This is a genomic window from Streptomyces toxytricini (genome assembly GCF_014649915.1).
In the GTDB taxonomy this organism is placed as follows: Bacteria; Actinomycetota; Actinomycetes; order Streptomycetales; family Streptomycetaceae; genus Streptomyces; species Streptomyces toxytricini.
In genome coordinates this window covers 209,275-222,182 of the sequence record NZ_BMTY01000001.1, presented here as the reverse complement: position 1 = coordinate 222,182, position 12,908 = coordinate 209,275, and the positions used below count along the sequence as shown (strand labels likewise).

The following is a 12,908-nucleotide window of genomic DNA, read 5'->3' as shown; positions in this document are numbered from 1 at the left end:
GGCGCAGGCGTACGCCGGTCCCGTGCTCCCCAGCGGGGTGCGGGCCCGGAGCCCGGCCGGCCCGATCGGGCCGGCCGGCGTCACGTCTGCTTCGCTCCGCCGACCCCGCCGGTGTCCGCGCCCGCCGGCCGGGCGGCCCCCGGGCCGGGGCCGGCCGCGGCCGGCGGGGCGGGCGGGCCGCCGGACCGGGCCGAGCGCAGCGGCGTCAGCAGTCCGGTGGCCGCGATCAGCAGGCAGAACACCCCGCCGGCGAGGCTGACGGGCGTCACGCCCCAGCGGCCCGCGCACAGGGTGAGGACGGCGGCGCCGATCGGGCCGGCGGCATTGTGGACCGTCCAGAACGCCGAGGTGACCCGGCCGAGCAGCGGCTCGGGGGTGACCTCCTGGCGCAGGGTCATGGAGCTGACGCCGCCGAGGGTCATCCCGAACATGAACACCGCCGCGGCGGCGGCGATCACCGGCACGCTGGCGCTGGTCCCGGTCACGGCCACGGCGGCTCCGATCAGCGCGACCGCCCCCAGCCAGCAGGGGCCGAACCCGAAGGCCCGCTGCAGCCGGGCCGCGCAGGCGGACGCGGCGACGACGCCGAGGCCGCTCACTGCGACGACGAGGCCGACGACGGCCGCGTCCCGGCCGAGGTCCTCCTGGAGCCGGAAGACCAGCAGGTCGGTGGCGCCCATGGTGAGGAACGTCAGCAGGGTGAGCAGGACGGTCAGCGGCCGCAGCAGCCGGTGGCCCCACAGGAACGCGAAGCCGGTGGTGAACACCTCGCGGAGCCTGCCGCGGGCCCCCTCCCGGCCGGACCCGCCCCCGACGGACCCTCCCCCGCCGGGGCCGGTGCGCTCCGGTGCCGGGCCGAAGGCGACCCAGCGCAGGCTGATCGCCGAGACGAGGAAGGTCGCCCCGTCCACGGCCAGCGCCCAGGCGGCGCCCACGCCGGCCGTGACGAGGCCCGCCGCGACCGGCCCGAACAGCGTGCCGACCGCGAAGGTGCCCATCAGGCGGGCGTTGGCGGCGGCGAGGTCCTCCCTGCGCACCAGGGCCGGCACGGAGGTCACGTACGCCACGTCGAAGAGCGTCTTCAGGACGGTCACCGCCGCCGTCAGCACGTACAGCAGCCACAGGCGGGGCCCGGCGAGCCACACGAACGGCACCGCGCCGAGGAGCAGGGCGCGCCCCAGGTCGCAGGCGACCATCAGGCGGCGCCGGTCGGTGCGGTCGACGACGTACCCGGCGAACAGCCCCGTCACGATGCCGGTCGCACCCATGACCACCGTGAGCAGGCCCATCCGGACGATGGACCCGGTGGCGTCGAGGACGAGGAGCGGCAGGGCGAGGTAGGTGATCGAGCCGCCCAGGACGGACAGCGCCTGGCCGAGCCAGAAGACGGTGAAGCTCCGGTTCCGCCGGAGCGGCGGAGCCGGGTCCTGCGGTAACGGGGTCCTGGAGGCCGACGCCACGCGTCAGCCGAGGAGCGCGTAGACCGTCGACGCGGTCGCGGCCGGGTCCTGCGCCCCTTCCGGCGTCATCGTGATGTCCGCGAAGGCCATCCGCTTGCCCAGCTTGGTGACGCGGACCTCGATGAGCACGTCGGAGCCGGCGACGGGCCGCTGGAAGCTCGTCGACTGCTGGACGGTCGTCATCGGCCCGTATCCGCCGCGCGCGGCGCTGATCGCGATGACGGTGGCGGTGTCGGCGGCGGCCATCAGGGCCTGCCCGGACAGCCCGCCGCCATCGCGGGCGAGCTCGCCGGACCAGGGCAGCCGCAGCACGGCGTGCCGGTCGCCCGTCTCCTCGACGGTCAGGCCGAGGGCCAGCACCCACGGGGCGAAGTTGTCCTTGAGGACCTTGTCTGCGTCTGCCGGTGTCAGGGTCACCCGCAGATTGTGGCGGCCCGGTGGGGCCGCCACAATCCCCCCGCGGATCAGAGCGAGGCGGCCAGCTCGGTGCCCTGGCGGATGGCCCGCTTGGCGTCGAGCTCGGCGGCGACGTCGGCGCCGCCGATCAGGTGCGCCTCGACGCCGGCCGCGCGCAGCTCCTCGTACAGGTCGCGGCGCGGCTCCTGGCCGGTGCACAGGACGACGGTGTCGGCGGGGACGAGGCGCTGCTCGCCGTCGACGGTGATGTGCAGGCCGTCGTCGTCGATGCGGTCGTAGGAGGCACCGGCGACGGAGACGACGCCGCGGTGCTTGAGCTCGGCGCGGTGGATCCAGCCGGTGGTGGTGCCGAGTCCGGCGCCGACCTTGGTTGCCTTGCGCTGGAGGAGGTGGACGCGGCGCGGGGAGACCGGGCGGTCGGGGGCGGTCAGGCCCCCGGGGCCGGCGTACGAGGTGTCGACGCCCCAGTGGCGGAAGTAGACCTCTGGGTCCTGGGATGCGCCCTCGCCGCTGTCGGTGAGGTACTCGGCGACGTCGAATCCGATGCCGCCGGCGCCGACGACCGCGACGTTCTCGCCGACGGGGGCGCCGTCGCGCAGGACGTCGAGGTAGCTGACGACCTTGGCGTGGTCGACGCCCTCGATGGCGGGCGTGCGGGGGGTGACGCCGGTGGCGACGACGACCTCGTCGTAGCCGCTCAGGAGCTCGGGGTCGGCGGTGGTGTTCAGGCGGACCTCGACGCCCCGCTCGGCGAGCTGGTGTCCGAAGTAGCGGATGGTCTCCTCGAACTCCTCCTTGCCGGGAATGCGGCGGGCGATGTCGAGCTGGCCGCCGATGTGGCCGGAGGCCTCGAAGAGGGTCACGGTGTGCCCGCGCTCGGCGGCGGTGACGGCGCAGGCGAGGCCGGCCGGGCCGGCGCCGACGACGGCGACGCGCTTGGCGAGCCGGGTGGGCGAGAGGACGAGCTCGGTCTCGTGGCAGGCGCGGGGGTTGACCAGGCAGCTGGTGATCTTGCCGCTGAAGGTGTGGTCGAGGCAGGCCTGGTTGCAGCCGATGCAGGTGTTGATGGCCTCGGGGCGGCCCGCGGCGGCCTTGGCCACGAAGTCGGCGTCGGCGAGGAAGGGGCGGGCCAGGGAGACGAGGTCGGCGCGGCCTTCGGCGAGGATCTCCTCGGCCTTCTCGGGGGTGTTGATGCGGTTGCTGGTGACGAGCGGGACGGAGACGGCGCCCATCAGCCGCTTGGTGACCCAGGTGTAGGCGCCGCGCGGGACGGAGGTCGCGATGGTGGGGATGCGGGCCTCGTGCCAGCCGATGCCGGTGTTGATGATGGTGGCGCCGGCGGCCTCGATCTCCTTGGCGAGGTGGACGACCTCGTCGAGGGTGGAGCCGCCGGGGACCAGGTCGAGCATGGAGAGGCGGTAGATCAGGATGAAGTCGGGGCCGACGGCCTCGCGGGTGCGCCGGACGATCTCCAGGGGGAAGCGCACCCGGTTCTCGTACGACCCGCCCCAGCGGTCCTCGCGGCGGTTGGTGGCGGCGGCGATGAACTCGTTGACCAGGTAGCCCTCGGAGCCCATGATCTCGACGCCGTCGTAGCCGGCGATCTTGGCGAGGCGGGCGGCACGGACGAAGTCCTCGACGGTCTGCTCCACCTCCTCCTCGGTCAGCTCGTTCGGGACGAAGGGGCTGATGGGGGCCTGGAGGGCGCTGGGGGCGACGAGGTCCTTGTGGTAGGCGTAGCGGCCGAAGTGGAGGATCTGCATGGCGATCTTCCCGCCCTCGGCGTGGACCGCCTCCGTGATCACCCGGTGCTCGGCGGCCTCCTCCTCGGTGGTGAGGCGGGAGCCGCCCTCGAAGGGCCGGCCCGCGTCGTTGGGGGCGATGCCGCCGGTGACGATCAGGCCGGCGCCGCCGCGGGCGCGCTCGGCGTAGAAGGCGGCGAGGCGCTCGAAGCCGCCCTCGTGCTCCTCCAGGCCGGTGTGCATCGAGCCCATGACCACGCGGTTCGGCAGGGTGGTGAAGCCGAGGTCCAGGGGGCTCAGCAGGTGCGGGTACCGGCTCTGGGAACTCATGGGGGCGCCTCCTCGCGCGGGGGTGGATGGAACCTGTTGTAGCGAGGAGACCCCCCTTTTGCAACTAAGTGCATAACCAGTTCCGGGCCACTCCCCCGGCGCGCCGGGCCGGCCGGCCGCCGGCTGTGGCGCAACCCACACCCGGCGGCCGCCAGCGGTCAGGCGCGGCGCAGGCGGACCGTCACGATCTGGAACGGGCGCAGCGTCAGCGGCACCGATCCGTCCGCCGCCACCGGGCCGACCGCCGTGCCCTCCAGGGGCCGCTCCAGCAGGTCGCTCTCGACGGCGGCCGCGGGCCGGAAGTCCGCGGTGAGGACCGCCGCGGCACGGCCGCCGAGGCACTCGTACAGGCGGACCACGACGTCGCCGCTGCGGTCTTCCGCCAGCTTGACCGCCTCGACGACCACCGAGCCGCCCACTGCGCCGCCCGCCGGGCCGCCCGCGGCCGCCACCGAGACCAGCGGCGCGACGGGGCCCGCGCCGGCCACCGTCCGCTCGGGCAGGTTGAGGAAGCGGCCCTCGCGGACCGCGTCGCCGATCCCGGCCCCCGGCGCCAGCGCGTACCGCATGGTGTGCCGGCCCTGGTCGGTCTCCGGGTCGGGGTAGCGCGGCGCCCGCAGCAGCGACAGCCGGACCGTGGTGGTCTGGCCGCCGTCGGGCCGCACGTCGCGGGTGACGTCGTGCCCGTACGTGGAGTCGTTGAGGAGCGCGGCGCCCCACCCCGGCTCCTCCGCGTGGATCCAGCGGTGGGCGCAGATCTCGAACTTGGCCGCCTCCCAGGAGGTGTTGGTGTGGGTGGCCCGGTGGACGTGCCCGAACTGCGTCTCGGAGGAGGTCCGTTCGGCCTTGACGTCCAGCGGGAAGGCGGCCTTCAGGAACTTCTCCTTCTCGTGCCAGTCGACCTCGGTGACGCAGTCCACCTGCTTGGCGTCCGCCCGCAGGGTGATCCACTGGGTGGCCCGCGACCGGCCGAAGGAGCGCTCCACGCGGACCGTGGCGGCGTCCGGGCCGTCCTGGTCGGCGGCCAGGGAGTCGTGGTCCGCGAGGTCGGCGACGCTGTTGCGGTAGAACGCGTCGACGTCCCAGGCGTCCCACATGTTCGGCAGGTCGCGGTGGATCTGCAGCAGGTTGGCGGCCTGCCCGGGGGCCACCGCCTCGCGGCCCGCCGCGAGGTCCACGGCGGAGACGACCAGCCCGCGCCCGTCGACCTCCACCCGCAGCAGCCCGTTCTCCAGGACGTACCCGCCCTGCGGCCGGTCCCGCAGGGACACCCTCCCGGCCGGCGGCTCCGGCACCCCGGCGCCGCCCGCGGGGACGCCCCGGCGGGCGTGAGGGGCGCAGTTGAAGACGAGTTCGGTGTCGCCGTCCCCGGCGAGCGCCGCCTGGGCCGCGACGGTGATCGCGCGCAGCTCGGTGTGGATCCGGGCGTAGGTGGCGCGGGCCTCGCGGTGCACCCAGGCGATGGAGGATCCGGGCAGGATGTCGTGGAACTGGTGCAGCAGCACCGTCTTCCAGATCCGCTCCAGCTCCTCGTACGGGTAGGCGTACGCCGGCACCCGCACCGCGGCCGTGGCCGCCCACAGCTCGGCCTCGCGCAGCAGGGACTCGCTGCGCCGGTTCCCCTGCTTGGTCTTGGCCTGCGAGGTGTAGGTGCCGCGGTGCAGCTCCAGGTAGAGCTCACCGGCCCAGACGGGGGCGTCCGGGTATTCGGCTCGGGCCTTCTCGAAGAACGCGTCGGGCGGCTCGACCTCGACGCGCGGGGAGCCTTCGAGGTCGCGCAGGCGGGCGGCCCGGGCGAGGTGCTCGCGGGTCGGCCCGCCGCCGCCGTCGCCCCAGCCGAAGGGGGCGAGGGAGCGGGTGCCGCGGCCCTTCTCGCGGTAGTTGCGGGCCGCGTGCGCCAGTTGGGCCCCGCCGAGGTCGCCGTTGTAGGTGTCGACCGGCGGGAAGTGGGTGAAGACGCGGGTGCCGTCGATGCCCTCCCACCGGAAGGTGTGGTGGGGGAAGGCGTTCACCTGCGACCAGGAGATCTTCTGCGTCAGGAACCACTGCGAGCCGGACAGGCGGATGATCTGCGGCATGGCGGCGGTGTAGCCGAAGGAGTCGGGCAGCCACACGTTGCGGGTCTCGATGCCGAACTCGTCCAGGAAGAACTTCTTGCCGTAGAGGAACTGCCGGACCATCGCCTCCCCGCCGACCATGTTCGTGTCGGACTCCACCCACATGCCGCCGACCGGTACGAACCGGCCCTCGGCGGCCTTCTTCTTGATCCGCTCGAACAGGGCGGGCCGGTGGGTCTTGATCCAGTCGAGCTGCTGGGCCTGGGACATGGCGAAGACGAATCCGGGGTGGGCGTCCATGAGGGAGACCACGTTTGCGGCGGTCCGGGCGACCTTGCGGACCGTCTCGCGCAGCGGCCACAGCCACGCCGAGTCGATGTGGGCGTGGCCGACGGCGCTGATCCGGTGGGCGGAGGCGGCGGCCGGCGAGGCGAGCACCCCGGCCAGCCGGGCCCGCGCCGCGGCGGCCGTGCCGGGCACGTCCTGCGGGTCCACCTCGTCGAGGGCGGCGTCGAGGGCGCGCAGGATCGCGTACCGGCGGGCGTCGTCGGCGGCGAGCTGCACCATCAGGTCGTGGAGGACCTCCAGGTCCTGGACGAGCTCCCAGACCTCCGCCTCGAAGACGGCCAGGTCCATCCGGGCCAGGCGGTAGAGCGGCTGTGCGCCGCTGGTGAGGCGGTCGCCCTCGGAGGTGGGGACGTGCTCGACGAGGACCGGGTTCGCGGCGGCCTCGACGTACCACTCGACCGGCTCGCCGCCGGCCGCCCGGTCGGCGACCCGCACCCAGGCGTTGTACGGGTTGAGGGCCTTGACCTCGCTGCCGTCGGCGAGGTGGACGAGGCCCTCGCACTGGAAGCCGGGCATCATCCGGTCGAAGCCGAGGTCGAGGACGGCCTCCACGGTGCGCCCGGCCCAGTCGCCGGGGACGGTGCCGGTGACCTTGAACCAGGTGGTGCCCCAGGCCGGCCCCCAGGCGTCGCCGACGGCGCAGGGGGCGTACGGGGCCGCCAGGCCCTCGGCGGCGGGCACGGGCTCGCCGGGGGCGTCCCAGCGCTCGACGGCGAGGGGGACGGGCCGGGAGTACACGGCGGGTTTGATGCGCTCGGCGAGGGTCCGGCGCAGGCGGTGCTCGGTGATACTGCGGTCGTCGTGCACGGCGGCTCCAGGAAGGCGGACGGGACGGGGTGCGGGGCGGCGGGGCCGCGGGCGGGGCCGCGGTCAGAGTTTGACCGCTCCCTCGCCCACGCCCTTGAAGAAGAAACGCTGGAGGGCGAAGAAGAGCAGCACCATCGGCAGCAGGGCGGCCATCGCACCGGCGGCGATGATCCGCTGGTCGTTGGTGGTGGTGGCGCCGGCGAGGGTCTTCAGGCCCAGCTGGAGGGTGTAGTGCTCGCTGTCGGTGAGGACGAGCAGCGGCCACAGGAAGTCGTCCCAGGCGCCCATGAAGCTGGTCAGGCACACGACGGCCAGCGAGCCCTTCGCGGCGGGGAGGAAGACGCGGGTGAAGCGGGTCCACTCGCCGGCCCCGTCGAGGACGGCGGCCTCCTCGATCTCCTGTGGCACGGCCAGGAACGCCGACCGCATGATCAGTATGTTGAGGACGGACACGGCCCCGGGGAGCCAGACCCCGACGAGGCTGTCGACGAGCCCCATGCCGCGGATGGTGAGGAACATCGAGACCATGACGGACTCGAAGGGGAACATCAGCGTCGCCACGAGCACGGTGAACACCGTGCGGCGGCCCGGCCACCCGGCGCGGGAGAGCGCGTAGCCGCCCATCGCGGCGAACACCGCGTTCGAGGTGACGGCGAGGGCCGCCACGGCCAGCGTGTTGGCGGTGTACTGGAGCAGCGGGAACGACTCGGCGACGCGGACGTAGTTGTCGAGGGTCGGCTGCGAGGGCAGGACGCCGGCGTAGACGTTCTCGGTGCGGCCGCGCAGCGAGGTCAGGAACTGCCAGGCCAGCGGCCCGGTCATCAGGACGAGGACGGCCAGGAGGAGCGCGTACCGGGCGGCGAGCGCCGCCGCGCGGCGGGCCGCGGGCCGGGGGCGGGGCCGGGGACGGGTCACGCCTCGTCCCCCCTCGCCAGGCGGCGGCCGAGCAGGCTGAACGCCAGGGTGAGCAGGAACAGCAGCAGGGAGATCGCCGAGGCGTAACCGGTCTCGCCGGCGAAGCCGAGCCCGACCTGGCGGATGAGGAAGGGCAGGGTGCGGGCGCCGCCGCCGGGGCCGCCGCTCTCCCCGCCGAGGATGTAGACCTCGGTGAAGACGCGCAGCGCGGACACCGCGGAGAGAGTGCCGACCAGCAGCATCATCGGCTTCACCTGCGGGACGGTGACGTGGACGAAGCGGCGGACGGGGCCGGCGCCGTCGAGGGCGGCCGCCTCGTGGAGGGAGGCGGGGACGTTCCCGAGGGCCGCCAGGTAGAAGACCATGTAGTAGCCGAGCCCCTTCCACACGGTGACGAGCATCGCGGAGACGAGCAGCAGGGTGCTGTCGGTCAGGAACGGCACCGGCTCCGAGACGATCCGGAGCCTGAGGAACACCGTGTTGACGAGGCCGTCGCTGCGCAGCACCCACTGCCAGACGAGGCCGACGACGACGGCCGAGGCGATCACCGGCGTGTAGTACGCCGAGCGGAAGAACCCGATCCCCGGCACCCTCGCCTGCACCAGCACGGCCAGGGCGAGCGGCAGCAGCACCAGGCACGGCACGACGACGAGCAGGTACAGGACGCTGTTGCCGGCGGCGGTCCAGAAGTCCGGGTCGCCCAGCGCACGGCGGTAGTTGTCGAGGCCGACGAAGCCGCCGCCGGTGAGGATGCGGGCGTCGGTGAACGACAGGACCACGGTGTTGGCGAACGGCCACAGGCCGAACAGCACCACCGACGCCAGGCCGGGCGCGAGGAACAGGTACGGGCTCCACCACCGGCGGTGGAGGGGTCGGCGCGCCGCCCCCGCCGCGCGCGCCGCGGCGGGCCGGCGGTCGTCCCCGGTCACCTGCGGGCCGCGTCGGCGAGCAGCTTGTCGGCCTCCTCCCGGGCCCGGCGCACGGCGGTCGCGGCGTCCTGCTCGCCCTTGATCGCCTTCTGCACCTCGCGGACCACGGCGTCGCCGACCTGGTTCGTCCATTCGACCGGGGTGTTGGCGTCGAGGGCGGCGGTCTTCAGCTGCTCGGCGCCGACCGCCCGGGCGACCGTGTCGGCGTCGCGGCCGTCCCCGCGGTCGGCGAAGCGGGGGTCGGCGAGGCCCTGCGCGCTGGAGGGGTAGACGGTCGCGTTCCGGGAGAACTCGACCTGGTTGGGCCCGTTGGTCACCCACCGGGCGAACGCGATCGCGGCGTCCGGGTGGCGGGTGCTCTTGCGGATCCCGAGGGACTGGGCGTAGATGCCGATGTGGCCGAGCCTGCCGGTGACGGCGCCGGCGACCTGGGTGTCGGCGTAGACCTGCGGGGCGTTCTGCTTGATGTCGCGGACGAAGCCGGGGGATCCGGGGCCGAAGACGAGCTTTCCGCTGCCGTACAGCTGGTTGACGTCGTCGGACTTGAGGAGGGATTCCTTCGGCATGGCCCCCTTGGCGTACAGGGACTTCATGCGCTCCACCCAGGCGACGGCCCCGGGGGTGTCGAACGCGAACCGGTTCCGGGCGGGGTTGAGGATGGGCACGCCCATCTTCTGCCAGTCACCGGGGAGTCTGCCCTTGGGGTCTGCCATGAAGGCCGCGTACCGGCCACCGGAGCGCTCCGCTATCCGGTCGGCGTGGTCGAAGAACTGCTCGACGGTGGTCGGCGGCCGGTCCGGGTTGAGGCCGGAGGCGCGGAAGAGCTCGCGGTTGTAGGTGAGGATCTCCGGGGTGACGTACCAGGGGTAGGCGAAGACGCTGTCGCCGCGGCCGGGAAGCTTGAACTGCTCCCAGGCGCCGGGGACGTACTCCTTCGCGGCGCCGGGGTCGAGGGCGGCGACGTCGGCGAGCAGGCCGCGGTCGGCGAGGAGTTGGAAGGAGTCGGTGTTGAGGTTGACGACGTCGGGGAGGGCGCCCGCCTGGGCGTCGGCGACGAGCTTCTCGTTGTAGCCGTCTCCGGGGACGTCCTCCCAGCGGACGCGGACGCCGGGGTGCTCGGCCTCGAAGGCGTCGACGAGGCCCTGTACGTACGCCGTGTACTTGGGTTTGAGCTGGAGCGTGCGGAAGGTGATCTCCCCGGACGCCTTCCCGGTGCGGCGGGTCTCCCCTCCGTCGGGTGCGCCGTCGAGCCCGCACGCGGTGGCGGCGAGGAGGACGCCGGCCAGGAGCGCGGAGCGGACGGCGGTGCGGCGGGGGCGGGCGGTGCGGGGCGGGCGTGCGGGCAGGTGCGAACGGGTCATCGTCGGCCGCCTTAGGGGGAGTTCCGGCCTCGCTGCCGGAGCGCGGGGCCCACGCTGGGCCAGGCGGGGGACCGCGTCAATGCGGCCCCGCGCGGGGTGGCCGGGGAGCCCTGCCCCATACTGCGGCCCGGGACCCCGCGGGGCGGCCGGGTCAAGGGGGCGGCGGCCTGGGCTGATGCGGATGAGGCGCGTGGTCCGGACGGACTGCCGCCGTGCGGTGCGGGAGGCGGTCCGGCGCCGCATGTTGACTTCATATGGGCGGTACGGTCGGGGCGGCCGCCGATGCGGTTCGCCCCGGGGCGGGGAAGGCGGCGCGGGACCGCCGCGGGCCGGGCGGAAGTCCGGAAATGCCGTCCCCTGCGGGCGCCCCACCGGCCACACTCTTCCCATGACCGGTCAAGATCACGGTGAGCCGCCCCGGCCCGACGTCCCTCCGCAGCAGCCGCCGACACCCGCCGGGTTCGGCCCGGCGCCGCATCCGTACGCCCCCGCGGCGCCCGTACGGGCACCCCGGCGCGGGCTGCGGGGCGAGCGGGCCGCGGTGGTCGCGGCCCTGGCCGCGGCGGCGCTCGCCCTCGCCGGGTTCGGCTGGGCGGCCCTCGGCGGCACGGGCGGCGATCCGGAGCCGTCCGCGGGCGGCGCGGCGTCCGCGTCACCGCCCGCCTCCCCCTCGGCCCCCGTGGACAAGGGCGACGGCAAGGGGACCGGCACCGGCCCCGACACCGTCGACCCCAACGCCGGGATCAAGCCCGGCGAGGCCCCGATCTGGCTGGTCGAGAACCGCGTGGAGGTCGCCGGGGCGGGCGCCCGGCAGTACGGCCCGTGGCGCGTGGGCGAGGTGGTGGTCAGGGCCCTGGACAAGGAGGTCGCCGGGTACGGGGCGGCCGACGGCCGGGAGAAGTGGAAGGTGCAGCTGGAGACCCCGGTGTGCGGGGTGCCGAAGGAACCCGCCGCCGGCGGGAAGCTCGTCGTCGCGGTGCGTGAGGGGCAGGGGCCCACGACCCACTGCAATGCGCTCCAGCAGATCGACCTCGCGGCGGGCAAGGCGGGCTGGAAGGTCCCCGTGCCGAAGGAGAACGACTACGACACGGCGCTGGAGCTGCAGATGGCGGTCTCGGGTGACACCGTGGCCGTCGCCCGGTCGGCCGTCATGAGCGGGTTTTCGGCCACGGACGGCAGGAAGCTCTTCGGGACCTCCAAGACGGGCGGCTGCTACCCGGTGGCCTTCGGCGGCGGTGCCCGGCTGGTCCTCGTCCGCCAGTGCCCCGACGCGGGCGGAGCGCCGGGAGCAGGGCGGCCCCTGCTGGAGGAGGTCGACCCGGCCACGGGTGCGGCGAAGTGGGGCCACACCTTCGAGAGCGGCTGGACCGTCGGCCGGGTCCTGTCCGCCGACCCGCTGGTCGCGGCTGCCTACCACAGCGGCCGGAAGGTGTGGAGCCTCACCGCGTTCACCGCGGACGGCAAGGTCCGCTCGCACGGGGAGGTGCCGTTCGGAACCGACAAGCGGTGCAACGGCTGGGGCGACGGCAGCGGCGAACTGGGCGACTGCCCCGCGGCGGTGGCCGACGCCGGCACCCTGTACCTCGCCGGGGGCACCCCGGGCCGCGAACTGGGCATCGACCTCACCGACCACGTCATCGCCGTGGACCTCGCCAGCGGCAAGGAGAAGTGGCGGGCGAAGGCCCCCGACGGCCGCCGGATCTGGCCCTTGGCCATGCAGGACGGCAGGGTCGTCGCCTACGTGTGGCCCGAAGGCAAGGCGGCGGGGGCGATGGCCGCGCTGAAGCCGGCGGACGGCGCGCTGGAGGTGTTCCTGCAGAGCCCGGCCGGCGCCGCGGGCGCGCAGGGGGTCTTCTTCCCGCACGGCGCGCACACGGCGTGGGCCGGGGGGCGGCTGTTCCTGCTGAACGGCCGGGTGAAGAGCCCGGAGCCCGGCCTCGTCCACCACGCACTGCTGTCGTTCGGGAAGTAGGCGGGTCCGGCCTGCAACCCCGACGGGGCGCGGGCCGGACCGGCTGCGGCCGTCACTTGAGCGGGTACTGCACCTTCTCGGCGAGCTTGCCGTCCTTGAAGCAGAGGCGGTAGACGGTCTCGCCGGCCGACTCGCCCTCACCGTTGACGAACCAGGAGCAGGTGCTGCCCGCGGGCTCGGCCGGGCCGCCGGCCTTGAGGGCTTCCTTCATGAAGGAGTCGCCCGACGGCAGCTTGGCGCGGACGGTGTCCTCCGCGTCGCCGACCTGCAGGGCGGCGTACGCCGCGGGGTCGATCATGGTCTTGTTCGCGGCGTCGACCACCTTGGTGAGGCCGAACGCCAGCGCGACCGCGCCGGCGATGCCGATGACCAGCGCCACTCCGCAGCCGATGAGACATCCCTTGCGCCGTGCCATGCCCGTTCCTCCGTGCGTCTTCCGCGTGCCGTGGGGTTTTTCCTTCTGACACGCAGACTTTCGCAGGGCGGGAGGCGGCCACGCTGTCCCCGAAAGTCGCAGGTCGGCGCAACGATCGTCGCGCCGATGGGCGCCGACTGCCGTACGGGCCGGGC

General features: G+C 74.2%; 9 protein-coding genes. 1 reads left to right on the top strand and 8 read right to left on the bottom strand.

What is annotated here, in order from left to right; translation table 11 throughout:
• Nucleotides 1–80: 80 nt before the first annotated feature.
• The 7 genes from IE170_RS00910 to IE170_RS00880 form a co-directional block, all read right to left on the bottom strand.
• On the bottom strand, nt 81–1,460 hold the full coding sequence (locus tag IE170_RS00910) for an MFS transporter (RefSeq protein WP_189807353.1): 1,380 nt from the start codon (nt 1,458–1,460) through the stop codon (nt 81–83).
• A gap of 3 nt (nt 1,461–1,463) precedes the next feature.
• Nucleotides 1,464–1,877, bottom strand: a complete 414-nt coding sequence (locus tag IE170_RS00905; RefSeq protein WP_189807352.1) for a PaaI family thioesterase — start codon at nt 1,875–1,877, stop codon at nt 1,464–1,466.
• 47 nt (nt 1,878–1,924) lie between these two features.
• Nucleotides 1,925–3,949 (bottom strand): NADPH-dependent 2,4-dienoyl-CoA reductase, encoded by a 2,025-nt coding sequence (locus tag IE170_RS00900; RefSeq protein WP_189807351.1) that lies wholly within the window; start codon nt 3,947–3,949, stop codon nt 1,925–1,927.
• Nucleotides 3,950–4,107: 158 nt separating this feature from the next.
• Nucleotides 4,108–7,161: an alpha-mannosidase gene (locus tag IE170_RS00895; RefSeq protein ID WP_189807350.1), complete on the bottom strand. Its 3,054-nt coding sequence runs from the start codon at nt 7,159–7,161 to the stop codon at nt 4,108–4,110.
• A 63-nt stretch (nt 7,162–7,224) separates the two neighbouring features.
• Entirely contained in the window at nt 7,225–8,076 is an 852-nt protein-coding gene (locus tag IE170_RS00890) for a carbohydrate ABC transporter permease (RefSeq protein WP_229884536.1), read from the bottom strand.
• Nucleotides 8,073–9,005 carry a carbohydrate ABC transporter permease gene (locus IE170_RS00885; protein ID WP_189807349.1) on the bottom strand — a complete coding sequence of 311 codons (933 nt, stop codon included), beginning with the start codon at nt 9,003–9,005 and terminating at the stop codon, nt 8,073–8,075. The genes IE170_RS00890 and IE170_RS00885 overlap by 4 nt, the downstream gene beginning before the upstream one ends.
• On the bottom strand, nt 9,002–10,366 hold the full coding sequence (locus IE170_RS00880; protein ID WP_189807348.1) for an ABC transporter substrate-binding protein: 1,365 nt from the start codon (nt 10,364–10,366) through the stop codon (nt 9,002–9,004). Before IE170_RS00880 ends, IE170_RS00885 begins: the two co-directional genes overlap by 4 nt.
• 388 nt (nt 10,367–10,754) lie before the next feature.
• Here IE170_RS00880 and IE170_RS00875 point away from each other — a divergent pair, with 388 nt between their 5' ends.
• Nucleotides 10,755–12,338, top strand: a complete 1,584-nt coding sequence (locus tag IE170_RS00875; protein ID WP_189807347.1) for an outer membrane protein assembly factor BamB family protein — start codon at nt 10,755–10,757, stop codon at nt 12,336–12,338.
• A gap of 52 nt (nt 12,339–12,390) precedes the next feature.
• Here the strand turns inward: IE170_RS00875 and IE170_RS00870 are convergent, their stop codons facing one another.
• Complete coding sequence (locus IE170_RS00870) at nt 12,391–12,753, bottom strand: hypothetical protein (protein WP_189807346.1); 363 nt, start codon at nt 12,751–12,753, stop codon at nt 12,391–12,393.
• Between the last annotated feature and the right edge of the window lie 155 nt (nt 12,754–12,908).

Excerpts from the sequence above, each read along its gene's own strand:
- IE170_RS00870 (WP_189807346.1), bottom strand. The coding sequence starts at position 12,753 with ATGGCACGGCGCAAGGGATGTCTCATCGGCTGCGGAGTGGCGCTGGTC.
- IE170_RS00875 (WP_189807347.1), top strand. The coding sequence starts at position 10,755 with ATGACCGGTCAAGATCACGGTGAGCCGCCCCGGCCCGACGTCCCTCCG.
- IE170_RS00900 (WP_189807351.1), bottom strand. The coding sequence starts at position 3,949 with ATGAGTTCCCAGAGCCGGTACCCGCACCTGCTGAGCCCCCTGGACCTC.
- IE170_RS00880 (WP_189807348.1), bottom strand. The coding sequence starts at position 10,366 with ATGACCCGTTCGCACCTGCCCGCACGCCCGCCCCGCACCGCCCGCCCC.